Below are 24,016 nucleotides of genomic sequence, written 5' to 3'. Positions count from 1 at the left end.
CTTGGGCGTTTCGAGGGAGGCGAGACGGTCGCGGACTTGGCGGAGGATTACCCCGACATTCCGGAAGCCGCTTTTCTGGCGGCAGCGACCTATGCAAGAACCCACCCGCTGCGCGGGCGCCCGTCCGGGCGGCCTTGGGTGCAGGACGCCGTAGTCCGGCACTGAGAGATGCAATTCTTCATCGATGAATGCATCTCGCCGCAGGTTGCTGCGCTGCTCAACGAGAGTGGCGAACATTCTGCCGTCCATCCCCGTGACATTGGGCGGCGGGGTGACCCTGACCACGTGGGCCTGCGTAATGCCATTGCCGAAGACCGCATCATCGTCACAGAGAACGCGCGCGATTTCCGCGGGTTGGTCGGACGTGAGGAAATTCACCCGGGCCTGATCATTTTGCCGTGCATGGCGAGGGACGCCTGCATTCATCTGATCGGCCTGGCCATAGCCTTTTTGGAGGCAGAAGATCTTATGGCAGTTGCGGCTCCCACCGATCACATGGTCAACCGGGTGATCGAAGTGTCGGTTGACGGCGTCTGCCAGATCTATCGTCCGCCCGAAACACACACCACTCCACGGGACAGCATCGCAACGGCAACGAAGTGCCCGATGAACGCCGATCCGCCGCAGGCTGACCCCGATCTGGGAAGCGCTGCGGGGATCCTGCTGATTGCTGACCCGGCGGCCGCACTCCTCAGACGCGGCGGGTCAGATCACGACAAAAGCGTCAAGGCGGCACTGTAGCGGTTCCGTATTGCGCCCGTAGCCAGTTGCGATCTTGCCAGAAAGCTTCGGAGTAGTTTATCCGCGCCTAGCTGACTCGCAATCTCGGTGAAGGACGCACTCCCAAGCAGACGCTCTGACGACTTCATAAATTCGTCCAGTTGCCGGTCGATGGGCAGCTTTCCATAGGAGTTTCCGAAGCCAAACGCGCCTTCGAATACTTTGCGGAGAGGCGGGTTGCCGAGCACTTCGTACCACAAGGTTCGGTCGGAAGAGTCGCGTCCTGACATTTGCTCAAGTTCACGCCTTGCATTCAGGGCGAGGCGCAGGTTTTCGTCGCCTTCGCCGACGCGACGCTCAAATTCTCGCTGTATACAGGCTTCCGACACCCGTTCGCCGAGCGTTGTGCTGGCCCTTTCGCGATTTCCGAACCCGAATGCGGCCGCGAGTCGCAGATAGCGCTTGTCGCTGAGCCTGTTGACGAGGGAGGTATCGTCCTTCACGTCCGACTCAAGCACCTTCTGGACGAAGGCTTTGCTTGCGAGATCTTCCTCGAGGCCGTAGGCCCGAAGCGCGACCGACAGCAGCCGGTAATCCTTCACAAGATCTGCGGCGCTCTGGATCGATCCGATCTGCTCGCGAAAATGGGCGGTTGACCGTGCAACAAGGGGATCTCTCGCCACTGCGTCAATCTGCCGAGCCTCAATGTTTCGGAGGATTTGCCATCCCGGCAAACCGCCGATACCAATTGCAATCGACGCCGTCATGGGGTCACCTCACTGTTGGCGCGCCGCGAACAGTCTGGCTTCACGCGGCAGAAGCTCGCGAAGCCGTCGCAACGCCTGATAGGAGTTTCCGTCCAGAGCGGACGTGGTTGCCGCTGAGATGATCTGGCGACTGTCGCGATCGTCGAACACCTGACTCAGCTGCTCGATCGCGACGACAAGCTGTCGTCTCCCTTCCGCCGGCTCGGCGTCTCCTGACAGGATCAGTTGCGCAATGTAGCATGCGCGAGCCACCGGTGTTTTTGCACTGTCGGGGTGGATCGCATCACGCAGACGCAGGACGTGAACGTTTGGCGTCTTGATGGAGATCCTGGAGCGGCGGTCGCCGTTCTCGATGACCGCTCCGTTGATCAGGACGCGCTCGTTGGGTGCGAGCTTGAGGACAAGGCCGCTCATGCTCCGACCTCGCCGCGCAGGCCCTTCATGATCGCCATGTTGATATCGATCAGTGCGTCGGTCGTCGCCTCGCCCGACAGGACGGCATGTCCGTGACGGATCGCGAAGGACGCCAGCGAGATGAGTCCCGCCTTGGTCTGATCCGGAAGCGAATTGCCCGGGTCCGCGAGGTCGGTCGCAAGCAAAGTCCAAAGCTCGTTGTTCCGGTGGACCGCAGTGATCGCCTCGCCGGTCCGGCCCGCGCGATCGGACTGTCGAAGCAATCGGGTGACCCGGGAGATGACGTCATATTCGGCATCGCGCGCGTTGCGCACCGCATTGGCGCCGTATCCGTTCTCAGACAAGGGTGTTACCGCATTCAATGTCGTGGTTCCCGATACAGTGTGGTGTGGGAAGAATGGGGCGCCTGTCGGCGCCCCATGGTCTTATCAGCGGAACAGGGCCAGGATCGACGACGGCGCCTGGTTGGCGATCGACAGAGCCTGGATGCCCAGTTGCTGCTGCGTCTGCAGGGCCTGCAGACGGGCCGAGGCCTCTTCCATGTCGGCGTCGACAAGCGAGCCGATCCCCGCTTTCAGCGAGTCCGCCAGCTTTCCGACGAAGTTCGACTGATCCGCGATGCGCTTGCCCGACGAACCCAGGGCCGCCGCGCCGTTCACGGCGATTTCGATCAGCGCCTCGAGGTCACCGACCGCCGTCTCGGCGGAGGCGCGGTCCGTGATCGTGGTCCTCGTGCCGCCGACGATGTCGGCCTCGAAGTCGACCGAGTCGACAACGATGGTGTTCGCCGTCGTGGCAGCCGTCGCGACGACACGATCCAGCGAGGCCAGAACGGTGAAGGTCGCGCCGCCGTCGATGCCGTTGGTGCTGAGCAGGTTGACGCCGTTCATCTGCGTGCCCGACACGATCGCGGTGATCTGCTCCATCTTTGCAGCGATGTCGGTTTCGACCTTGTCGTAGTCGAAGCCGTCCGTGCCGGCATTCAGCGCCAGGTTCTTCATCTCCTTCAGGAGATCGGTCACCTGTTCTGCGCCGGTGCGGGCCGTGGCGACGGTCGCTTCGGCGACGTTCAGACCGCTCTGGATGGTCTTGAACGCGGCCTGGTCGGTCTCCATCACCTTGGAGATCGCCCAGATCGCCGAGTTGTCCTGGGCGTTGGCGATCGCCTTGCCCGTCGAGATCTCGGACTGCGCCTTGTTCAGGCCGGCATTGATCGCCTTCAGGGTCTGCAGGGCGACGATGGCGCCGTTGTTGGTCAGGATGCTGGACATGTTGTCCTCCATGAATGGGGGCGCTTTACGCCCTTGATTGCAACACATGGCCTTCTGACCGGACGGGCGGATTTGCCCTGCACGTTTCTGCGTGCTTCCAACTCTCTAAAGGCTGGCGATTTACAAATAGTGAATTCGGTTCATCCGCTCAAACGCGCATCGCCGCGCATTTTATTCAAAATCGGTGCGGCGCGGGTGCGGCCGTCGACGCAACCTGCCGGCACCCCCGGTCATCATAGGTCTGCAGGCTGCGCGCCGCCGCCACGATGGCCTGAATCTCGTCCAGTGCCTGCCGAGCCCCCTTCATCGACGCCTCGGCAAGGACGCGCAGTTCGACCAGTTCGGCGTCAAGCCGTGCCTTGTCCGCCGGCTCGAGCCCCTTCTTGCGCGCCAGCGCGACGAATTCCTCGATCGCGTCCATCGTTCGGGACGGATCCCCGGCGACGATGGCCGACCGAACGGCGGCGAGCCTGTCGCGAAGCCGCGCGATCATCGCACAGCCTCGCCAAGCATGCCCGCAAAGCCCAGATCCATCTTGCCGGCCATGATGGCGGCATGTTCGCGGGTGAGAAAGCTTGCGAATTGCGATTCGCCAGCGCCGCCGGAAAAGGCGCCGTCAACCGCGCGTGGACCGCAATACTTAAGCATCTCCTCGAGGAATGCCCGCTCGAGCTGATCGGCGATGGCGGGCGTCGCCCGCGGCGCTGCGGCGATGGTGGAGGGTGGGGTGATCTGCATGACGGGTCTCCGACTTCATCAGTTCTTCTGAATTTAAGCGGCATCGGTAAATAATTGGTAAGGATTATCATTTATCTATGTCTCATCCGAAGGGCATGGATCATGAACAGTTCAGTGTTAAACAGCCTGCATCTTGAACATTCGGCTGACCCCGCCGCGCCGCGAAAAGCCGAATCCGTCCCGGCCGATCCGGCCGCGGCGGCCGAGTTCGAAGGGTCGGTCGATGCGGCCGGCGCGGCGATGACGCCCGAGGGAGTCGCAGCGGTCGAGGTCGAGGAAGTGCAAGCGGCGCCCGACATTGCCGCCTCGGAGGACGGGACCGACGATGCGGCGCCGGAGGATACCCGAACAGCCCGTCCCGTCGATCCTCTGGAACAACTGCTCGAGGCGTGGTCCGGCATCAGCGGCGCGCTGTCCGAGGCCGAGCCTGCGCCGGCTGGCACAGATGAGGCCGGCGCGCGCGGCATCGACCGGTTGGCCGTCGCGCTTCGGCTGGCCAGGGGCGCCGACGCGATGCATGGTTCGGCGGAAGCGGCCGACGCTGGCCCGCCGGCGATCCTCGAGGACGGCGCCCTGCCTCCGGCCAAGCCTGCCGTCGCCCCATCAGAGACCGGCTTGCTGCCCAAGGTGTCGATCGCGGAAGCGTCAGGCGCCCAGGCAGAGGCGGCGGGGGGCGTGGAGAAGGCGGCCAAGGTGGCGCTCGACGAGCTTGCGATCCCGGCGGCGCCGATTCGCGCCGGCCATCCGGCGCAACCGATCGCGGCCGGAACCGAGGCGCGGCCGATCGCGCTGCATGCGCAGCCGGTCCTGCGGCAGATTGCCGATGCTGTCGTCGCCATGAAGGGTGACCGTCTCGAGATTGCACTGTCGCCCGAGGAGTTGGGCCGTGTGCGGCTGGTCGTGACCGGCGCCGAGCGCGCGGCCCAGGTCACGGTCTGGGTCGAGAGGCCGGAGGTGATGGATCTTCTGCGGCGCAATGTCGGCCTGCTGACCCAGCATTTCGGGGAGGCCGGCCTCGAGGGCGCCGCGTTCGATTTCCGCGAGGAGCGCGGGCGCGACGCGGCGCCCGATGATCGCGACCTGCCTGATGACCTGCCCGAGGGTTTGCCCGACATGCGGGCGCTGACGACCATCCACGCCGTGGCGATGCCCGGACGCTGGATCCCGGGCGACCGGCGGCTCGACATGAGATTGTGAAAGGAGCGAAGATGATTCCCGCGCTTGGCAGTTCTGCCGCAACCACCGCCGCCGCGACCACCGCAACGGCGACGGCCGGCAGCAATGCCGATTTCAACACCTTCCTGAAGATGCTGACCGCACAGCTGAAGAACCAGGATCCGCTGAACCCCATGGAAGGCACCGAATTCGCGGTGCAGCTGGCCACCTTCTCGGGGGTTGAGCAGCAAGCCCAGACCAACAAGCTGCTGAACCAGATGATCGCGCAGCTTGGCGGTGGCGGGCTGGGACAGATGGCGGACTGGATCGGCAAGGAGGGTCGCACAACAGAGCCGGTGTGGTTCGGCGACACGGCCCTGACGCTGGATGTCCGCCCGGAACCGGCGGCCGACAGCGTGGTGCTGGTCGCGCGCAATGCGGCCGGGCGCGAGATATCGCGCGAGGAGATCGGCCCCGGCGCCGGCCAGATCGACTGGTTCGGGCGCGACGACACCGGCACCAAGCTGCCGGACGGGCAGTATTCCTTCGTCATCGAAAGCAGTCGCAACGGTGAGGTGATCGCCGAGGACGAGGTCGGCGTCTATGCCCGGATCATCGAGGCTGCCACTGGCAGCAATGGCATCGAGCTGATCTTCGAGGGTGGCAGTTCGGCTCCGGCCAGCGAGGTCAGCGCGCTGCGCGAACCCGGCTGAGCCGGGGCAGGCCGAGGCCGGCCCCATCGCGGCGGTGCAGGACGGGGCGGCACTGGGGGGGGGGCGCCGGTTCCGCGTCACGTGGTGGCCCGTCCTGCGGACAGGCGCGCCGGGGAATGGTGCGGACGGCCTGCGCCGGCCATCAGATCACGGGCAGGAAGCTGCCGCGCAACTGGACGATCTCGTGCTGGACGCGTCCGGTCGCCGGCGACAGGCGCCGGTCGGACCGGCGCAGCAGATACCAGCTCCGCTGGATCGGCAGGCCGATCGCCTGCAATGCCACCAGCCGGCCGGCGCGCAGTTCCTCGGTCACCGTATGCTGCGAGATCAGCGCGATTCCCAGCCCGGCGATGACCGCCTGCTTGATGGTCTCGTTGGTGCCCATCTCGACGGCGCGCCACGGCGTGCCCTCGCCCAGCCGGTCCAGAAGCCGCGTCATCAGGATGCGCGTGCCCGACCCCTCCTCGCGCGACAGGAAGGTTTCCGCCAGCAAATCGCCGGGCAGCACCGGGTCCTGCCGTGCCAGCGGATGGTCAGGAGCGGCGATGATGATGTGGGGGTGCGGGCCGATCGGATCGGCAAGGACCGCCGGCTCGCGCGGCGGACGCCCCATGATCGCCAGGTCCAGCTCGTTTCCGGCCAGCGCCGCGATGATCGCGTCGCGGTTGCCGATCCGCAGCGTCACCTCGACATCGGGCAGCAGACGCAGCAGCTGCGCGACAAGGAAGGGCGCGAAATACTTGCCGGTCGAGACGACCCCCAGGACGACGGTGCCACTGCGGCCCAGTCGCAGCGCCTCGATCTCGCGGCCCGCACGCGACAGGGCGGTGGCGATCTCGGCCTCGGCCATCAGCATCGCGCGCCCCTCGGCAGTCGGCCCGAAGGCGCCATGCTCGCCACGCTCGACCAGGGTGCAGCCGGCCAGATCCTCGAGTCCGCGCAGCTGGCTGTGGATCGCGGGCGGCGTCAGGCCAAGCGCCGCCGCGGCCGCCGTCAGGCTGCCCGTCTCGGCCACGGCGCGCAGGCTGCGCAGCTGCCGCAGTGTGATCGCATCCATCCGCATCTTCAGCGTTCCTGAAGCAAAATTCCCGTTTATTAAATTTTCCGGAACGTTCACGCCTGTCAAGCTAGTCCCATGCCGTGTTGACGCCTGGGGAGGGGCCGATGACCGCGCCAAGCATCGACACGACGCATTTTTCCGCAGAGCTGCAACCGCTGATGCGGGCCATCGCCCGCGGGGCGGCGGCGCTGGCGACGGCGATCCGTCGCGGCGGAGCGGGCATCGGCGACGCGGCCGGGCTGGACGGGGGTGCCGACAGCCATGACCGGCTTTACCGTCATGCAGAGGCGCTGTTTCGCGATGCATTGCGGGACGCCGGCCTGCGCTGGTTCGCCACCGAGGACAAGCAGCAGCCGATGGCGATTCAGACGGACGGGCGATACGCGCTGGCGCTGGACCCGCTGGACGGCTCATCGAACATCGACACCAATGTGGCCATCGGCACGATCTTCGCGATCTTTCCGGCCGAAGCCGATGCGGCCGCAAGCTTCCTGCGACCGGCACGCGAGATGATTGGCGGCGGCTACATCATCTACGGGCCACGCTGCTGGCTGATGGTCAGCTTTGGCGACGGGGTTCAGGCCTATGGCCTCAATCCCGACACCGACTGCTTCGATCTGATCGATCCGCGCCTCACCATGCCGGACTGTTCGTTCGAGTTCGCCATCGACGCCTCGAACTATCGCCACTGGCCGCGCCCGATCCGGGCCTATATCGACGATTGCGTCGCCGGCACCGAGGGGCCGCGGGCACAGAACTTCACCATGCGCTGGATCGCCAGCCTCGTTGCCGAGGCGCATCGCATCCTGATGCGGGGCGGGATCTTTCTCTATCCGGCGGATGCACGGCCCGGACACGAAGAGGGCCGGCTGCGGATGCTGCATGAATGCGCCCCGATCGCCCTGCTGATCGAACAGGCCGGCGGCCGGGCCAGCGACGGCGCGCTGTCGATCCTGGATCGCCGCATCGCCAGCCTGCACGGACGCACGCCCCTTGTCTTCGGCTCGGCCGAGAAGGTCGACCGCGTCGCCACCTACCACGATCTGCCCGAATCCGAGGTCTCGGCACTGTTCGGCAATCGCGGCCTGTTTCGCGCCTGAGGATGACATGAGCAAGAAGCATCCCATCATCTCGGTCACCGGCTCGTCTGGCGCCGGCACCACGACGGTCAAGGCGACCTTCGACCAGATCTTCCGCCGCGAGGGCATCAAGGCCGTCAGCATCGAGGGTGACGCCTTTCACCGTTACGACCGCGCCGCGATGAAGGCCGAACTGGCGCAGCGGCTGGCCGAGGGCGACGCCACCTTCAGCCATTTCAGCTATGAGGCGAATGAACTGGAACGGCTGGAAAGCATCTTTCGCACCTATGGCGAGACCGGCACCGGCGAGACCCGGCATTACGTCCATGACGACGCCGAGGCCGAACGCTATGGCGCGGCGCCCGGCACCTTCACCGGCTGGGCGCCCTTCGAGGATGGCAGCGACCTGCTGTTCTACGAGGGACTGCACGGCGCGGTCGCCAATCAGCAGGTCAACCTCGCCGCACTGGCGGACCTGAAGATCGGCGTGGTACCGGTGGTCAATCTGGAATGGATCCAGAAGATCCACCGCGACAAGGCCAGCCGCGGCTACACCACCGAGGCGGTCACCGATGTGATCCTGCGCCGGATGCACGCCTATGTGCATTGCATCTGCCCGCAATTCACCCAGACCGACATCAACTTCCAGCGGGTGCCGGTGGTCGACACCTCGAACCCCTTCATCGCCCGCTGGATCCCGACGGCCGATGAAAGCCTGGTCGTGATCCGCTTTCGCAACCCGCGCGGCATCGACTTTCCCTACCTCACCTCGATGATCCAGAGGTCCTGGATGAGCCGCGCGAACTCGATCGTCATTCCGGGGCCGAAGATGGACCTGGCCATGCAGCTGATCCTGACGCCGATGATCCTGCGGCTGATCGCCGAATCGAAACGCGCCTGAACGGGAGGAGACCCATGCTGATCACCCTCAGACAGCTTCTGGATCACGCAGCCGAGCACGGCTATGGGGTGCCCGCCTTCAACATCAACAACATGGAGCAGGGGCTGGCGATCCTGAAGGCCGCCGCCGCCGTGGACGCGCCGGTGATCCTGCAGGCGTCGCGGGGCGCGAGGTCCTATGCCGGCGACATCATGCTGCGCCGCATGGTCGAGGCGCTGGCCGAGATGAACCCCGGCGTGCCGATCTGCCTGCATCAGGATCACGGTAACAACCTGGCCACCTGCATGTCCGCGATCCGCTACGGCTTTACCTCGGTGATGATGGATGGCTCGCTGCACGAGGACATGAAGACGCCCGCCGATTTCGCCTACAATGTGGCGGTGACGGCCAAGGTGGCCGAGGCGGCGCATGCCGTCGGCGCCTCGGTCGAAGGCGAGCTGGGTGTTCTGGGCAGCCTCGAAACCGGCGAGGCCGCCGCCGAGGACGGATCGGGCGCCGAGGGCAAGCTGGACCCCGGCCAGTTGCTGACCGATCCCGACGAGGCGGTGGATTTCGTCCGCGCCACCGGCTGCGACGCGCTGGCCATCGCCTGCGGCACCAGCCACGGGGCCTACAAGTTCTCGCGCAAGCCCGATGGCGAGATCCTGGCGATGCACGTGATCGAGGCGATCCATGCCCGCCTGCCCGGCACGCATCTGGTGATGCACGGCTCGTCCTCGGTGCCGCAGCATCTGCAGGACCTGATCAACGCCTCGGGCGGCGAGATGCCGCAGACCTGGGGCGTGCCGGTCGAGGAAATCGAACGCGGCATCCGGATGGGCGTGCGCAAGGTCAATATCGACACCGATTGCCGGATGGCGATGGCCGGGCATTTCCGCAAGGTCGCCCGCGACCGCCCCGACGAGTTCGATCCGCGCAAGTTCATGATCCCCGCGATGAACGAGCTGACGGCGCTGTGCCGCGACCGGTTCGAACGCTTCGGAACGGCGGGGCACGCCAGCAAGATCAGGGTCATCGCCATGGACGAGATGGCCAAACGCTATGCGTCGGGGGCGTTGGACCCGGCCATCACCGGCGCACAAGCCGCCTGACAGGAGGAACGAGATGAACGAGATGTCCAACAAGACCGTGACGGACGCCAAGAAGCGGTATTCGGCCGGGGTGATGAAATACGCCCAGATGGGCTATTGGGAACCCGACTACGAGCCCAAGGACACCGACGTGATCGCGCTGTTCCGCATCACCCCGCAGGACGGCGTGGACGCGGTCGAGGCGGCGGCGGCGGTGGCCGGAGAAAGCAGCACCGCGACCTGGACCGTGGTCTGGACCGACCGGCTGACCGCCTGCGAGAAATACCGCGCCAAGGCTTACCGCGTCGATCCGGTCCCCAACAGCGAGGGCGAGTTCTTTGCCTATATCGCCTACGACCTCGACCTGTTCGAGCCGGGCAGCATCGCAAACCTGACGGCCTCGATCATCGGCAATGTCTTCGGCTTCAAGCCGCTGAAGGCGCTGCGGCTCGAGGACATGCGCCTGCCCGTCGCCTATGTGAAGACCTTCCAGGGCCCCGCCACCGGCATCGTCGTCGAACGCGAACGGCTGAACTGCTATGGCAGGCCGCTGCTGGGCGCGACGGTGAAACCCAAGCTGGGCCTGTCGGGGCGCAATTACGGCCGTGTCGTCTATGAGGCGCTGAAGGGGGGCCTCGACTTCACCAAGGATGACGAGAACATCAACAGCCAGCCCTTCATGCATTGGCGCGACCGGTTCCTCTACTGCATGGAGGCGGTGAACCGCGCCAGCGCGGCCACCGGAGAGGTCAAGGGCACCTATCTGAACGTCACCGCGGGCACGATGCAGGAAATGTATGCCCGCGCCGACTTCGCCAAAAGCCTGGGCTCGGTGATCGTCATGATCGACCTGGTGATCGGCTATACCGCGATCCAGTCGATGGCCAGATGGGCGCGCGACAACGACATGATCCTGCACCTGCACCGCGCCGGCCACAGCACCTATACCCGCCAGCGCAGCCACGGCGTCAGCTTCCGCGTGATCGCCAAGTGGATGCGGCTGGCGGGCGTCGATCACCTGCATGCCGGCACCGTCGTCGGCAAGCTGGAGGGCGACCCTGCCACGACGAAGGGCTATTACGACATCTTCCGCGAGGAACGGAATCCGACGGCGCTGGAGAACGGGATCTTCTTCGACCAGGAATGGGCCAGCCTGAACAAGATGATGCCGGTGGCTTCGGGCGGCATCCATGCCGGGCAGATGCACCAGCTGCTGACCTATCTGGGCGAGGATGTCGTGCTGCAATTCGGCGGCGGCACGATCGGCCACCCGCACGGGATCGCGGCCGGCGCGCAGGCCAACCGGGTCGCGCTGGAGGCGATGGTCTTTGCCCGCAATGCCGGCCGCGACATCTGGAACGAGGGCGAGGACATCCTGCGCGACGCGGCCCGGACCTGCACCCCGCTGAAACAGGCGCTGGATGTCTGGAAGGACGTGTCGTTCAACTATGCCTCGACCGACGCCCCCGATTTCGCCCCGACCCCCGAAGTGTCCGCGTGAGGAGAGACGCCATGAAACTGCGCCAGGGACAATTCAGCTTTCTGCCCGACCTGACCGATGACGACATCCGCGTGCAGGCCCAGTATGCCATCGACAATGGCTGGGCGGTGTCGGTCGAATACACCGACGATCCGCATCCCCGGAACACCTACTGGGAAATGTGGGGCCATCCGATGTTCGACAACCCGGATGCCGCCGCGGTGGTTTTCGAAGTCAACGAGTGCCGCAAGGAACATGGCGGCACGTATATCCGCGTCATCGCCTTCGACTCCTCGCCGGGCTGGGAATCGATCCGGATGAGCTTCATCGTCAACCGCCCCGCCGACGAGCCGGGCTTCCGCGTGGTGCGGCAGGAAGGCGAGGGCCGCTTGGTCCGCTATACCATCGAAAGCTATGCGATGCGCGAACCCGAGGGGGCGCGCTACGCGTGAGCCCGTTGCGCGGTGGGCTGTCGCCGCCGCGCCGCCCGCGCGACGGCGGAAGGCCGGGGGCGCTTCGCCCCCCGGACCCCCCGAGGATATTTTCGCCAAGGCAAGCGGGCGGCATTGCCCCCTGCGAGGAGGTGACCATGGAAGAGCCCCGCCCGACCCATGTCGATCTGGCCGCCGCCTTCGAGGACAGCGGCGTTCGCGAGGTGCTGGAGGAACTGGACCGCACCCTGATCGGGCTGGCGCCGGTGAAATCGCGGATCCGCGAGACGGCGGCGCTTTTGCTGGTGGACCAGGCCCGGAGGCGGATGGGGCTGGCGACCGGTGCGCCGACCCTGCACATGTCCTTCACCGGCAATCCCGGGACCGGCAAGACGACCGTGGCGCTGAAGATGGCCGACCTGCTGCACCGGCTTGGTTATGTGCGCAAGGGCCATCTGGTGACGGTGACACGCGACGATCTGGTCGGCCAGTATATTGGCCACACCGCGCCCAAGACCAAGGAGGTGCTGAAGAAGGCGATGGGCGGCGCGCTGTTCATCGACGAGGCCTATTATCTCTACCGCCCCGAGAACGAGCGCGATTACGGGCAGGAGGCGATCGAGATCCTGTTGCAGGTGATGGAGAACAACCGGGACGATCTGGTGGTGATCCTGGCCGGTTATGCCGACCGGATGGACCGGTTCTTTGCTTCCAATCCGGGTTTCCGGTCGCGCATTGCCCATCACATCGAATTCCCGGACTATGGCGATGCGGAATTGCTGACGATCGCCGAACGGATGCTGGACCAGCAGAACTACCGCCTCGACGAGGCGGCGCGGCGGGCGATGTCGGAGTATATTCCGGCGCGGCGCGGCCAGCCGCATTTCGCCAATGCGCGCTCGATCCGCAACGCGCTGGACCGGGCCCGGTTGCGGCAGGCGAACCGGCTGTTCAACGAGGCGCGCGGGCCCATCGACGCCGACACCTTGTCCACGATCACCGAAGCCGACCTGCGCTCCAGCCGGGTGTTCCGCGGCGGGCTTGACGTCGACCGTGCGACGGGGCAGGCGGGGGCGAGCCAGGCCGCCGAGTGAAGCGAGGTGTTTCGACATGACATTCGACCGCAAGATCAGGATCGCGCCCTCGATCCTGTCCGCCGATTTCGCCGATTTCGGGCGCGAGATCCGCGCCATCGAGGATCAGGGCGCTGACTGGGTGCATGTCGATGTGATGGACGGGCATTTCGTCCCCAACCTGACCTTCGGCCCGCCCGCCGTGAAGGCGTTCCGGCCGCATGTCACCACCTTCATGGACGTGCATCTGATGATTGCGCCGGTGGATGCCTATATCGACGCCTATGCCGAGGCGGGCGCGGACATGATTACCGCCCATGTCGAGGCCGGCCCGCATCCGCACCGCACGCTGCAGGCGATCCGCGCAACCGGCAAGAAGGCCGGGATCGCCCTGAACCCCGGCACGCCGCTGGAGGCGGTGGATTACCTGCTCGACCTGTGCGACATGGTTCTGGTGATGACGGTCAATCCCGGCTTCGGCGGGCAGAAGTTCATCCACAGCCAGATCGACAAGGTCGCCCGGCTGCGCGGGATGATCGGCGACCGGCCGATCCATATCCAGGTCGATGGCGGCATCGACCCGAATACCGCCCCGCTTGTCGCGAAGGCCGGCGCCGATGTGCTGGTGGCGGGTTCGGCGGTGTTTCGCGGCGGCTCGGTCGGGCAGCCCGCGGTCTATGGCGACAACATTCGCGCGATCCGCGAGGCCGCGACGGTCTGATCGACTGCGGCGCGCGGCGGTCGGGCCGGCGAAGGGCCTGTTTGACATCCGGTCCTGCCGCGCCTTTCCTGTCGGCAACGCAACGAGGAGGCTGCAGGATGGATCTGGGCATCAGGGGCAAGCGCGGGCTGGTCTGCGCCGCATCGAGGGGGCTGGGGCGCGGCTGCGCCGAGGCGCTGGCCGAGGCCGGCGTCGATCTGGTGATCAACAGCCGGACCGAGGCTGACATCACCCGCACCGCCGAGGAGATCGCCCGACGGTTCGGCGTCAGTGTCACGCCGGTGGCCGCGGACATCACCACCGAGGATGGCCGCCGCCGGGTTCTGGACGCGCTGGGGCAGGCCGACATCCTGGTGAACAATGCCGGCGGCCCGCCGCCCGGAAGCTGGACCGACTGGAGCCGCGACGACTTCATCAGGGCGCTTGACGCCAACCTGCTTTCGGCGGTTGCGCTGATGCAGGCGCTGGTTCCCGCCATGATGGGCCGGGGCTGGGGGCGCGTCGTCAACATCACCTCGCAGGCCGTGCGGTCCCCGATCCCGGTGCTGGGGCTGTCCAACACCGCCCGCACCGGGCTTACCGGCTTCGTCGCCGGCATGTCGCGGCAGGTGGCAGGGCGCGGGGTCTGCGTCAACAACCTGCTGCCGGGCATCCACGCCACCGATCGCGCCGACAGCCTCGACAAGGCGGTGTCGGCCGCTCAGGGCATCGACATCGAGGCCGCGCGGCGACAGCGCCAGGCGGCAATCCCGGCCGGCATCTATGGAACGGCCGAGGATTTCGGCGCCACCTGCGCATTCCTGTGCAGCCAGCAGGCGCGCTTCATCGTGGGGCAGAACATCCTTCTGGACGGCGGCGCCGTGAACGTGACGATGTGACAGGCGGCGTCCTGCGCTATCTCAGCCATCCGCAGGTGACGATCGATCCGGCAATCCCGGTGCCGCGCTGGTCCCTGTCCGAGACGGGTCGCGGCCGGATGCTGGCCCTGTGCGGCTCGGCGTGGCTTGGTGACACGACGGCCATCCTGACCAGCAGCGAGACGAAGGCCTGCGAGGCCGCTGCCATCCTGGGGGCGGCCTCCGGCATCACCCCGGTCATCGACGCGGATCTGGACGAGATCGACCGAAGTGCCACCGGCTACGTTCCGATGCCGCGTCACGAGGCGCTGGCCGATGCGTTCTTTGCGTGTCCCGAGGCGCGCGCCGATGGCTGGGAAGCCGCGACTGACGTCGCCGCCCGCGGCATGCGAGCCCTGCGGCGCCATGTTGCGGCGCAGGGACGAGGCGATCTGCTGATCGTCGGGCATGGCGGAATCGGGACCCTGATCTGGTGTGCGGTGGCCGGCCTGCGACCCGGGCGGCAGCACGACCAGCCCGCCGGGGGCGGGGCGGTCTGGGCTGCGCGCCTGCCGGATCTCGCGCCCCTGCACGGCTGGATGCCGGCCGAGGAGGTTGCGGCCCTGCCGACCGGCTGCTAGGGCAGGCAAAACCAAACCAAAAGCATCGGGCAAGACGTGACCACACCCGCGCGACTGGAGGTCAGGCATCTGATCCGCAGCTTTGACCGCCTGCGGGTCGTCAATGACGTGTCCTTCCGCATCGAGGCCGGCGAGGTCGCCTGCCTGCTGGGCCCGTCAGGCTGCGGCAAGTCGACCATCCTGCGGATCGTGGCCGGGGTGGACATGCAGGACAGCGGCAGCATCCATGTCGACGGCCGGCTGGTCTGCGACACGCAATTCCGCATCCCCCCCGAGCGCCGCGCCATCGGCATGATGTTTCAGGATTTCGCGCTGTTCCCGCATCTTCCGGTCAGCGAGAACGTGGCCTTCGGGCTGCCGGGCGGTCACGCCGCCCACCGGGACCGGGTCGCCGAACTGCTGGACCGGGTGCGGATGAGCCGGCATCGCGACAGCTTTCCGCATGAATTGTCCGGCGGCGAGCAGCAGCGCATCGCGCTGGCCCGCGCCCTGGCGCCACGGCCGAGGGTTCTGCTGATGGACGAACCGTTCAGCGGGCTGGACGAACGGCTGCGCGACGGCATCCGTGACGACACGTTGTCCCTGCTGAAGGACGAGGGCACGGCGGTCCTTCTGGTGACGCATGAGCCGGTCGAGGCGATGCGCATGGCCGACCAGATCCTGCTGATGCGCGCTGGTCGCATTGTCCAGCAGGGCGCGCCCTACAACCTCTACAATGCGCCGGTGGACCGGCAGGCCGCCGCGTTCTTCAGCGACATCAACGTGCTGACCGGGCGGGTCCGCGGCGCGCTGACCGACACGCCGTTCGGGGAATTCCTGACCCCCGGCCTCCCCGATGGCAGCGAGGTCGAGATCGTCATTCGCCCCCAGCATCTGCGGATCGACTTTGACCGCGCAGGGCAGGGACCCGCGCCGACGACCGAGAACGGCACTGCGGCCCTCGCGCGGGTCGTCCGGGCACGGTACCTGGGCCGCGAATCGCTGGTCGAATTCGCGACCGATCCGGGCGCCATCGGCCTGAGCGCGACGGTGCCGGGGGTGTTCCTGCCGCCCGCGGGCACGCCGATGTGGCTGATGCTGCGGCGCGACCGGGTCTTCGTCTTTCCGCGCGGCTAGTCAGGCTCGCCGAGCGGGGGCGCTGCCGCGATCCGCTTGCGACCATCCGGCATCGGCCTGCGACAAAAGGCTTGCCTTGCGCGCGTGGCGCGGCTAGCAGTCGGGCAAGGATTTCGGGAGAAGCCGGCCCTGCGGGCCGGTGCCGAAGGAGCAGCCGCCCCGGCGAACTCTCAGGCAAAAGGACCGTCATCCGACTGAACTCTGGAGAGTGGCCGGCAACCGGTCCGCCGAAGGGATAACGATCTCAGGCGCCCTGGCGGGCACGGACAGAGGGGGCATCGATTCGCGGGCAAGGCCGCCCGTGCCACCGATGCCGGACCACCGGCCAGACCCGAAGGAGGCCGCATGGCCGAGGATTTGCGTCGCACAGCGCTTTACGACCTGCATGTCGCCCGGGGTGCCCGCATGGTGCCCTTCGCCGGATGGGCGATGCCCGTGCACTATCCGATGGGCGTGCTGGGTGAGCATCTGCACTGCCGCGCCCATGCCGGGCTGTTCGATGTGAGCCATATGGGCCAGGTTCTGGTCCGGCCCCGCGATGGCGCGATCGAGACCGCGGCGCGAGCGCTGGAACGGCTGATTCCCGCCGATGTGCTGGGACTGGCCGAGGGTCGGCAACGCTACGGGCTGTTCACGACCGAGACGGGCGGCATCCTTGACGACCTGATGTTCGCCCATCGTGGCGACCATTTCCTGCTGGTCGTGAACGCGGCCTGCGCCGATCGGGACATCGCGCATCTGCGCCAGCTGGCCGAGGTCGAGATCCTGCCGGTCAGCGATCGCGGCCTGATTGCGCTGCAAGGCCCCGAGGCCGCGGCGGTGCTGGCCGGCCTGCTGCCCGCTTCGGCCGGGATGCGCTTCATGGACAGCCGCAGCCTTGCGTGGGAGGGGGGCGAGCTGTGGATCTCGAGGTCGGGCTACACGGGCGAGGACGGCTTCGAGATCTCGGTCCCCGGGGCGCGGATCACCGAATTCGCCGAACGTCTGCTGGACGATCCGCGGGTGGCCCCGGTGGGTCTTGGCGCCCGCGACAGCCTGAGGCTGGAGGCGGGGATGCCGCTTTACGGCCATGACATGGATCGCGACGTCACGCCCGCAGCCGCCGCGCTTGGCTGGTCGATCCCGAAGCTGCGCCGCAGCGGTGGGGCGCGGGCCGGCGGCTTTCCGGGCGAGGCGGTCATCCTGCCCGAATTGGGCCATCCGTCAGTGCTGCGGCGCGGGCTGCGCCCCGAGGGACGGGCCCCGATCCGCGAGGGAGTCGAGATCTTCGCCGAAGCAACGGCGGGCGCGCCCGTCGGGACGGTCAGCTCGGGCGGTTTCGGCCCCTCGGTCGGCGGGCCGGTCGCGATGGCCCGCCTGCCCGCCGAGATCCCGGACGGCACCACGCTTCACGCCGAGTTGCGCGGCCGGCGCCTGCCGGTGACGGTCGTGCCGCTGCCCTTCATCACCCCCTCCTACAAGCGCTGAGGACCACCATGCTGAAATATACCGAGGACCACGAATGGTTGCGCGCCGATGGCGACGAGATCGTGGTCGGCATCACCAGACATGCCAGTGAACAGCTGGGCGATGTGGTGTTCATCGAACTGCCCGACACCGACCGCGAGGTCGCGGCGGGCGAGGAGGTGGTGGTGATCGAATCCGTGAAGGCGGCATCCGACATCACCGCGCCGGTGGCCGGCGTCATCACCGCGGTCAATGCCGATCTGGCCGACAACCCCGGTGTCGTGAACGACGACCCGATGGCCGCGTGGTTCTTTCGGATCCGCCCCGCCGAGGGCACCGAACTGGGCGACTTTATGGACGAGGCCGCCTATCAGGCCCTGATCGGCTGACCCGGTGCCGGGCCCGAGGCCCGGCGATGGCCGGGGGCGCTTCGCCCCCCGGACCCCCCGAGGATATTTGTGCACAGAAGATGGGGCAGGCGACCGGTTCCTGTTCCGCAGCGACGATGGATTTCCGCATGAGCCCCTGGACCCCGAGCGACTACAATCCCGATGATTTCGCGAATCGCCGCCATATCGGCCCCTCGCCGGACGAGATGGCCGCCATGCTGGCGGCGGTCGGTGCCGATAGCCTGGACGCGCTGATCGACGAGACGGTGCCCGCGGCAATTCGCCAGGCCGAACCGCTGGACTGGCCGGCGCTGTCGGAGGCTGCGCTGCTGGCGCGGATGGAAGGCGTCGCGCGTCGAAACCGGGTGATGACGAGCCTGATCGGGCAGGGCTACCACGGCACCGTCACGCCGCCCGCGATCCAGCGCAACATCCTGGAGAATCCGGCCTGGTACACGGCCTATACGCCCTATCAGCCAGAGATCGCACAGGGCCGGCTTGAGGCCTTGCTGAACTATCAGACGATGGTCGCCGACCTGACCGGGCTGCCCGTCGCCAATGCCAGCCTGCTGGACGAGGCGACCGCGGCCGCCGAGGCGATGGCGATGGCCCGCCGGCAGTCGAAGTCGAAGGCCGATGCCTTTTTCGTGGCCCATGACCTGCATCGGCAGACCATCGCGGTCATCGAGACGCGGGCCGCGCCCCTCGGCATCAGGATCATCCGCGCCTCGATCGACGATCTGGATGCGTCGGCGGTGTTCGGGGCGATCTTCCAGTATCCGGGCACCTATGGCCATGTCCGCGACCTGTCGCCCGAGATTGCAGCCCTGCACGCGGCGGGGGCGCTGGCGGTGGTTGCGACCGATCTGCTGGCGCTGTGCCTGCTGAAGGAGCCGGGGGCGATGGGCGCGGACATTGCGGTGGGCTCGGCGCAGCGTTTCGGCGTGCCGATGGGCTATGGCGGGCCGCATGCCGCCTTCATGTCCTGCCGCGACGCGCTGAAGCGGGCGATGCCGGGTCGCATCGTGGGCGTCAGCATCGACGCCGCGGGCAATCAGGCCTATCGACTGAGCCTGCAGACCCGCGAACAGCATATCCGGCGCGAGAAGGCGACCAGCAATGTCTGCACCGCGCAGGCCCTGCTGGCGGTGATGGCCGGCTTCTACGCGGTGTTTCATGGCCCGCGCGGGCTGCGCGCGATCGCCCAGCGGGTGCATCTGCACGCGGTCACGATCGCCGATGCGCTGCGCGCCGCCGGGGCAGATGTGGCGCCCGACGCGTTTTTCGACACGATCACTGTCAAGGTCGGGGTCGGCCAGGCGGGCATCCTGGCCGCGGCGGTGCAGCGCGGGATCAACCTGCGCAAGGTGGGCCGCGACCGCGTCGGGATCAGCGTCGACGAGACCACCGATGCGGGCGTGATCGCGCGGCTTCTGGACGCCTTCGGCATCGATGATGAGGCCCGCTGTGCGACCCGTCCCGCGATCCCCGAGGCGCTGCTGCGCGACAGCGACTACCTGACGCATCCGGTGTTCCACATGAACCGCGCCGAATCCGAGATGATGCGCTATATGCGGCGGCTGTCGGACCGCGATCTGGCACTGGATCGGGCCATGATCCCGCTGGGCAGCTGCACGATGAAGCTGAACGCTGCGGCCGAGATGATGCCCATTACCTGGCCCGAATTCGCCGCGCTGCACCCGTTTGCGCCCGCAGACCAGGCGGCGGGCTATCATGAGGCGATCGCGGACCTGACCGACAAGCTGTGCCGGATCACGGGCTATGACGCCTTCTCGATGCAGCCCAACAGCGGCGCCCAGGGGGAATATGCGGGGCTTCTGACCATCCAGGCCTATCACCGGGCCAATGGCGACGATCAGCGCGATGTCTGCCTGATCCCGGTCAGCGCGCATGGCACGAACCCCGCCTCCGCCCAGATGTGCGGCATGCAGGTGGTCGTGGTGAAATCGGCGCCGAACGGCGATATCGACCTTGAGGATTTCGCCGACAAGGCGGCGGCGGCGGGTGACCGGCTGGCCGCGGTGATGATCACCTATCCCAGCACGCATGGGGTCTTCGAGGACACCGTGCGCGAGGTCTGCGACATCACCCATCGGCATGGCGGGCAGGTCTATATCGACGGCGCCAACATGAACGCGCTGGTCGGGCTGGTGAAGCCCGGCGAGATCGGCGGTGATGTCAGCCACCTGAACCTGCACAAGACCTTCGCGATCCCGCATGGCGGCGGCGGTCCCGGCATGGGACCGATCGGCGTCAAGGCCCATCTGGCGCCATTCCTGCCGGGCGATCCGCGCGAGGATGGCAGCGGCGCGGTCAGCGCGGCACCCTGGGGCAGCGCCTCGATCCTGCTGATTTCCTGGGCCTATTGCCTGATGATGGGCGGCGAGGGGCTGACCCAGGCGACCCGCGTCGCGATCCTGAACGCCAATTACATCGCCAGCCGGCTGGCCGGCGCCTATCCGATCCTGTTCATGGGCAACCGCGGCCGGGTCGCGCATGAGTGCATCCTCGACACCCGGCCATTCGCCGAACACGGCGTCACCGTGGACGACATCGCCAAGCGTCTGATCGACAACGGCTTTCACGCCCCCACGATGAGCTGGCCGGTCGCCGGCACGCTGATGGTGGAACCCACTGAAAGCGAGACCAAGGCCGAGATCGACCGCTTCGTCACCGCCCTTCTGGCGATCCGCGACGAGATCACCGAGGTCGCCGAGGGCCGCATCGCCGCCGAGGAAAGTCCGCTGCGCCGCGCGCCGCACACGGTCGAGGATCTGGTCGCGGACTGGGACAGGCCCTATTCGCGCGAGCAGGGCTGCTTTCCGCCGGGGGCGTTCCGGGTCGACAAGTACTGGCCCCCGGTCGGTCGCGTTGACAATGCGCATGGCGACCGGCACCTGATCTGCACCTGTCCGCCGCTCGAGGCCTATGCGGAAGCCGCCGAATAGGGCTTGAAGCACCCTTGTCTCGGCATCACATTCCTCAACAGGAATGTGACAGGAGGTCGCCATGACGGGAACAAGGCTTGTCTGCCTTGGCTGCGCGCAGACCAACCGCATCCCGCCCGAGCGGCTGGATGCCGGGCCGAAATGCGGCGTCTGCGGTGCGGCGCTGATGCCGGATCGCCCCGTCGATGTGGACATGGCGATGCTTGAAAAGGCCGCGCGCGTCGATCAGGTGCCGCTGCTGGTCGATTTCTGGGCGCCGTGGTGCGGGCCTTGCCGGACGATGGCGCCAGAGTTCGCGCGGGCGGCCTCGCAGCTGGCCGGGCAAGCGAGGCTGGCCAAGATCGACACCCAGCGCCATCCCCAGGCCGCGACGCGCTGGAACATCCGCGGCATTCCCGCCGTCCTGCTGTTTCGAAACGGGCGCGAGGTCGCACGTCTGGCGGGTGCCCGCCCGGCCGCCGATCTGGTGACGCTGGCGCAATCGGTGACGGCCGCCGGCTGATGCCTATTCGAACAGGTCCAGCGTCGCCATCAGGTCGTCGCGCTCCAGCCGGAACCTGCTGTCGCTGCCCTCGGCGACCAGCAGGCCGAAGCGCTGGCCCAGCCGGTCGCTTTGATGCTTCAGCGTGGCGGCGACCCGTTCGGGCGGCTGGATGGGGATGATCGCCGCACCGGGCGGTGCGACTGTGATGCCATGCACCAGCTGGCTGCCCTCGACTCCGACGATGGCCCGTGCGGCCCCGCAGGCGTCGATCAGCTGGTCGACCGTGGCATCCAGCGGGTCGATGACGACGAAGCCCCGGTGGCGGGCCAGATCTTCGGCCAGATCGCGTTCATTGACCAGCAGCCGCGGGTCGCCTGCGTGACCCCGCAGCAGGAAGACCCCCGGCACGGCCTGAGGGCTGCGGCCCTGCAGCAGGCGGCGGCGCAGGGCATCTGCCCGTGCTGCCTTGTGGCTGTTGCTGGCGTAATCATCGAACATCACCAGTTCGGTGAAATGGGCATCGCCGTCGATGCGGCGCGGGGCCATGCCGGCCAGTGCCTCGTACCGGTCCTGATGGCCACCCTGTGACGGCGGGGCCGCCGTGGTGACGGGATCGCCATGGGCGGCGGCAAGATCATGGGCGACACATGCCTCCATCAGCCAGCTGCCGAACCAGCGGTTCGTCGTCCATGTCTCGTAAAGCGCGCCCGAAACCTCGCGGGCTGGGCGCGGCGTCAGCCCGAAGCGGCGCTGGCGGTTGCGCAGGTGATGTTCGCCGCCGCCGTGATACAGCACCCCGTCGACCAGATCGACCGCGCGAAGGCGGAACCCGGTGGTCGGACCCTCGTGCGAATCGCCCTGCCGGGTCAGCGCCTCGATGGTGTCGGGCAGCGACGCGAACACCGCGGCGCGGATCCGGTCGACCTGTCCCGGCAGCGCCAGCGCCGGAGGGTAATACAGCGTCTCGGCCGGCGCGATCTGCCAGCGTTCCGCCTTGTCGAAGAATTCGGGAGGCGGCCGGCCGATCATGCGGCGAAGGCGGGCGGAAAACGGTCTGAGGGAATCGAGCATGCCTGACTGAACCATGTAATCGCGGACATTGGGGCGGGGCATCGCGCGCGGCGGGGCTGACCCGGTGCCGAAACGATGATATGAGCGCGTACATATCGCGCAACCACGAACATATCACCATGTTAATTCAGCTTGTCAGCATCCAGGTCCTGCCGGGGCATCGCGACCGCTTCATCGAGGCCTTCCGCATCAACTGGGAAGGCGCGCGGACCGAACCCCGGAATCTGCGGTTCGACCTGCTGTGCGATCCCGATGATGAGAACAGCTTTACCGTCTACGAGATCTTCGCCGATCTCGACGCGCTGAAGGCGCATGGGCAGACTGCGCATTACCGCCGCTGCATCGAGATGATCACCCCGATCACCACCGGCCAGCGCAGCAAACGCTATTACCAGCCGGTGCTGGTCGAGCCCGCGCCGCCCGCCGGTCGGGCGACCGGGCCATCCTCATAGCAGAAAGTCGTCGGCCCCCAGATCATGCAGGCCCGCAAGGCGCAATTCGGCCTCGGGCGCGCGGTCTGCATCGGTGTCGATACGCAACAGCGTGACATCGTTTGCGGTGCCGGCGCGGTCGAGCTGCCGCATCTGGATCTCTCCGCCGGCGCCGGTGCCGATCGCGCGCTCGCCCAGCCAGACGAAGGCGTTGTTGCCGCCCAGGGCGGTGCTGGCGTCGATCCCCCGCAGCGAGATCAGATCCTCGCCCTCGTCGAAATCGGCGATCAGGTCGGCACCGCCCAGGCGGGTCTGACCGGCGCTGTTGAACACGAAGACGTCGGCGCCCGCCCCGCCGGTCAGGTGATCGCGACCCGCGCCGCCGATCAGCCGGTCGTCGCCCGCCTCGCCAGAAACCCGGTCGTTGCCCGCATTGCCGCCCAGCACGTCATCGCCCGCCGCGCCCCGCAGCGTGTCATTGCCGCGATGAGCCCAGGCGATGTCGTCATTGATGCTGAGCCGGAACAGGTCGTCGCCCCGGAAGGCCTGGCGATAGACGGCCTGGTCGTCGGCGGTCGAGGGGCTGTCGATGGCGGCCTGCAGCGCGTCGGCGTCGATCGAGGCGCCGGTCATGCGCCACAGCTCCCAGTAGTCGCTGCCGGTCCAGACCCGCTCGCTGTAGGTCTCGACGGTGCCGCCGGACAGGCGGCCCGCGCCGTCGATCGCCAGATCGTCGCCCATGTAGCGGCTGGAATAGCGATAGCCCGGCAGTTCCCACTGGTATTCATACACGTCGCGATAGGTCTCGCCCTGAAAGCGCAGGTCGGTGTCGTTCGCGAAGTCCCACCCTGTGGCCCCGTATTCCAGCCGGTTCATGTCGATATCCGGCATCCGGAAGGAATGGTTTGTCACAATTACGGCCATCTGCATCTGCTCCTGCTGGCGTTCCGCGCGCGGTATGCGGGCCGGGGGTCCGGGGCTCGCGGGTCGTCGGCGCAAGCCATTGCGGGGCGGCAGGGATGGCGTCAATGCGCGGATAG

Annotated in this window: 28 protein-coding genes and 1 riboswitch; of the genes, 19 read left to right on the top strand and 9 right to left on the bottom strand. The window is 67.2% G+C overall.

Annotation, left to right across the window (positions count from 1 at the left end):
* The coding region (locus Q5Y72_RS17000) for a DUF433 domain-containing protein (protein WP_305964621.1) at positions 1 to 165 on the top strand (165 nt) is incomplete at its 5' end.
* A 3-nt stretch (positions 166 to 168) separates the two neighbouring features.
* Positions 169 to 741 carry a DUF5615 family PIN-like protein gene (locus Q5Y72_RS16995; protein WP_305964618.1) on the top strand — a complete coding sequence of 191 codons (573 nt, stop codon included), beginning with the start codon at positions 169 to 171 and terminating at the stop codon, positions 739 to 741.
* On the opposite strand, the gene Q5Y72_RS16990 is transcribed toward Q5Y72_RS16995, so the two are convergent.
* The 6 genes from Q5Y72_RS16990 to Q5Y72_RS16965 form a co-directional block, all read right to left on the bottom strand.
* Positions 711 to 1,487: a DUF1217 domain-containing protein gene (locus tag Q5Y72_RS16990; RefSeq protein ID WP_305964617.1), complete on the bottom strand. Its 777-nt coding sequence runs from the start codon at positions 1,485 to 1,487 to the stop codon at positions 711 to 713. The two genes, Q5Y72_RS16995 and Q5Y72_RS16990, sit on opposite strands and share 31 nt — an antisense overlap.
* Before the next feature lie 9 nt (positions 1,488 to 1,496).
* The gene (gene flbT / locus Q5Y72_RS16985) at positions 1,497 to 1,901 is read right to left on the bottom strand and encodes a flagellar biosynthesis repressor FlbT (RefSeq protein ID WP_305964616.1); all 405 of its coding nucleotides are present in this window, start codon (positions 1,899 to 1,901) and stop codon (positions 1,497 to 1,499) included.
* On the bottom strand, positions 1,898 to 2,263 hold the full coding sequence (flaF, locus tag Q5Y72_RS16980; RefSeq protein WP_305964615.1) for a flagellar biosynthesis regulator FlaF: 366 nt from the start codon (positions 2,261 to 2,263) through the stop codon (positions 1,898 to 1,900). Before flaF ends, flbT begins: the two co-directional genes overlap by 4 nt.
* Positions 2,264 to 2,329: 66 nt before the next feature.
* Entirely contained in the window at positions 2,330 to 3,172 is an 843-nt protein-coding gene (locus Q5Y72_RS16975; protein WP_305964614.1) for a flagellin N-terminal helical domain-containing protein, read from the bottom strand.
* A gap of 175 nt (positions 3,173 to 3,347) precedes the next feature.
* Positions 3,348 to 3,593 carry a hypothetical protein gene (locus Q5Y72_RS16970; protein ID WP_305964613.1) on the bottom strand — a complete coding sequence of 82 codons (246 nt, stop codon included), beginning with the start codon at positions 3,591 to 3,593 and terminating at the stop codon, positions 3,348 to 3,350.
* A gap of 68 nt (positions 3,594 to 3,661) precedes the next feature.
* Entirely contained in the window at positions 3,662 to 3,910 is a 249-nt protein-coding gene (locus tag Q5Y72_RS16965; protein WP_305964612.1) for a hypothetical protein, read from the bottom strand.
* Positions 3,911 to 4,012: 102 nt separating this feature from the next.
* On the opposite strand from Q5Y72_RS16965, the gene Q5Y72_RS16960 reads away from it, so the two are divergent.
* Positions 4,013 to 5,107: a flagellar hook-length control protein FliK gene (locus Q5Y72_RS16960; protein ID WP_305964611.1), complete on the top strand. Its 1,095-nt coding sequence runs from the start codon at positions 4,013 to 4,015 to the stop codon at positions 5,105 to 5,107.
* An 11-nt stretch (positions 5,108 to 5,118) separates the two neighbouring features.
* The gene (locus tag Q5Y72_RS16955; protein ID WP_305964610.1) at positions 5,119 to 5,778 is read left to right on the top strand and encodes a flagellar hook capping FlgD N-terminal domain-containing protein; all 660 of its coding nucleotides are present in this window, start codon (positions 5,119 to 5,121) and stop codon (positions 5,776 to 5,778) included.
* 142 nt (positions 5,779 to 5,920) lie between these two features.
* On the opposite strand, the gene cbbR is transcribed toward Q5Y72_RS16955, so the two are convergent.
* Entirely contained in the window at positions 5,921 to 6,841 is a 921-nt protein-coding gene (gene cbbR / locus Q5Y72_RS16950; RefSeq protein ID WP_305964609.1) for a LysR family regulator CbbR, read from the bottom strand.
* A gap of 101 nt (positions 6,842 to 6,942) precedes the next feature.
* Here cbbR and Q5Y72_RS16945 point away from each other — a divergent pair, with 101 nt between their 5' ends.
* The 14 genes from Q5Y72_RS16945 (at position 6,943) to trxC (ending at position 21,492) form a co-directional block, all read left to right on the top strand.
* Positions 6,943 to 7,938 carry a class 1 fructose-bisphosphatase gene (locus Q5Y72_RS16945; protein ID WP_305964608.1) on the top strand — a complete coding sequence of 332 codons (996 nt, stop codon included), beginning with the start codon at positions 6,943 to 6,945 and terminating at the stop codon, positions 7,936 to 7,938.
* 7 nt (positions 7,939 to 7,945) lie between these two features.
* The gene (locus tag Q5Y72_RS16940) at positions 7,946 to 8,818 is read left to right on the top strand and encodes a phosphoribulokinase (protein ID WP_305964607.1); all 873 of its coding nucleotides are present in this window, start codon (positions 7,946 to 7,948) and stop codon (positions 8,816 to 8,818) included.
* 14 nt (positions 8,819 to 8,832) lie between these two features.
* Positions 8,833 to 9,909: a class II fructose-bisphosphate aldolase gene (gene fba, locus Q5Y72_RS16935; protein ID WP_305964606.1), complete on the top strand. Its 1,077-nt coding sequence runs from the start codon at positions 8,833 to 8,835 to the stop codon at positions 9,907 to 9,909.
* A 13-nt stretch (positions 9,910 to 9,922) separates the two neighbouring features.
* Entirely contained in the window at positions 9,923 to 11,389 is a 1,467-nt protein-coding gene (locus Q5Y72_RS16930) for a form I ribulose bisphosphate carboxylase large subunit (RefSeq protein WP_305964605.1), read from the top strand.
* A gap of 11 nt (positions 11,390 to 11,400) precedes the next feature.
* Positions 11,401 to 11,820, top strand: coding sequence for a ribulose bisphosphate carboxylase small subunit (locus Q5Y72_RS16925; protein WP_305964604.1), 420 nt, complete (start codon positions 11,401 to 11,403; stop codon positions 11,818 to 11,820).
* 137 nt (positions 11,821 to 11,957) lie between these two features.
* A complete protein-coding gene (cbbX, locus tag Q5Y72_RS16920; protein WP_305964603.1) occupies positions 11,958 to 12,893 on the top strand; it encodes a CbbX protein in 936 nt (311 codons plus the stop codon).
* A gap of 16 nt (positions 12,894 to 12,909) precedes the next feature.
* Positions 12,910 to 13,593 (top strand): ribulose-phosphate 3-epimerase, encoded by a 684-nt coding sequence (rpe, locus tag Q5Y72_RS16915; protein WP_305964602.1) that lies wholly within the window; start codon positions 12,910 to 12,912, stop codon positions 13,591 to 13,593.
* A 98-nt stretch (positions 13,594 to 13,691) separates the two neighbouring features.
* On the top strand, positions 13,692 to 14,471 hold the full coding sequence (locus Q5Y72_RS16910) for an SDR family oxidoreductase (RefSeq protein WP_305964601.1): 780 nt from the start codon (positions 13,692 to 13,694) through the stop codon (positions 14,469 to 14,471).
* The gene (locus Q5Y72_RS16905) at positions 14,468 to 15,070 is read left to right on the top strand and encodes a histidine phosphatase family protein (RefSeq protein ID WP_305964600.1); all 603 of its coding nucleotides are present in this window, start codon (positions 14,468 to 14,470) and stop codon (positions 15,068 to 15,070) included. Before Q5Y72_RS16910 ends, Q5Y72_RS16905 begins: the two co-directional genes overlap by 4 nt.
* A gap of 36 nt (positions 15,071 to 15,106) precedes the next feature.
* A complete protein-coding gene (locus Q5Y72_RS16900) occupies positions 15,107 to 16,186 on the top strand; it encodes an ABC transporter ATP-binding protein (RefSeq protein ID WP_305964599.1) in 1,080 nt (359 codons plus the stop codon).
* A gap of 104 nt (positions 16,187 to 16,290) precedes the next feature.
* A riboswitch (glycine riboswitch) is annotated at positions 16,291 to 16,382 on the top strand.
* Between the two features lie 149 nt (positions 16,383 to 16,531).
* Entirely contained in the window at positions 16,532 to 17,653 is a 1,122-nt protein-coding gene (gcvT, locus tag Q5Y72_RS16895) for a glycine cleavage system aminomethyltransferase GcvT (protein WP_305964598.1), read from the top strand.
* Positions 17,654 to 17,664: 11 nt separating this feature from the next.
* The gene (gene gcvH / locus Q5Y72_RS16890; protein WP_305964620.1) at positions 17,665 to 18,021 is read left to right on the top strand and encodes a glycine cleavage system protein GcvH; all 357 of its coding nucleotides are present in this window, start codon (positions 17,665 to 17,667) and stop codon (positions 18,019 to 18,021) included.
* Between the two features lie 128 nt (positions 18,022 to 18,149).
* A complete protein-coding gene (gcvP, locus tag Q5Y72_RS16885) occupies positions 18,150 to 20,990 on the top strand; it encodes an aminomethyl-transferring glycine dehydrogenase (RefSeq protein WP_305964597.1) in 2,841 nt (946 codons plus the stop codon).
* Positions 20,991 to 21,051: 61 nt separating this feature from the next.
* Complete coding sequence (trxC, locus tag Q5Y72_RS16880) at positions 21,052 to 21,492, top strand: thioredoxin TrxC (protein WP_305964596.1); 441 nt, start codon at positions 21,052 to 21,054, stop codon at positions 21,490 to 21,492.
* Positions 21,493 to 21,495: 3 nt separating this feature from the next.
* Here trxC and Q5Y72_RS16875 read toward each other — a convergent pair whose 3' ends face one another.
* Positions 21,496 to 22,503, bottom strand: a complete 1,008-nt coding sequence (locus Q5Y72_RS16875; RefSeq protein WP_305964595.1) for a glycosyltransferase 61 family protein — start codon at positions 22,501 to 22,503, stop codon at positions 21,496 to 21,498.
* 161 nt (positions 22,504 to 22,664) lie between these two features.
* Here Q5Y72_RS16875 and Q5Y72_RS16870 point away from each other — a divergent pair, with 161 nt between their 5' ends.
* On the top strand, positions 22,665 to 22,997 hold the full coding sequence (locus Q5Y72_RS16870) for an antibiotic biosynthesis monooxygenase (RefSeq protein WP_305964594.1): 333 nt from the start codon (positions 22,665 to 22,667) through the stop codon (positions 22,995 to 22,997).
* Here Q5Y72_RS16870 and Q5Y72_RS16865 read toward each other — a convergent pair.
* Positions 22,992 to 23,867 (bottom strand): M10 family metallopeptidase C-terminal domain-containing protein, encoded by an 876-nt coding sequence (locus Q5Y72_RS16865; RefSeq protein WP_305964593.1) that lies wholly within the window; start codon positions 23,865 to 23,867, stop codon positions 22,992 to 22,994. The two genes, Q5Y72_RS16870 and Q5Y72_RS16865, sit on opposite strands and share 6 nt — an antisense overlap.
* Positions 23,868 to 24,016: the final 149 nt, after the last annotated feature.

The sequence above is a fragment of the Paracoccus spongiarum genome (genome assembly GCF_030732095.1).
Lineage (GTDB): Bacteria > Pseudomonadota > Alphaproteobacteria > Rhodobacterales > Rhodobacteraceae > Paracoccus > Paracoccus spongiarum.
Note: the sequence above shows the minus strand (reverse complement) of the source record. Positions and strands in the feature narration are given on the sequence as shown.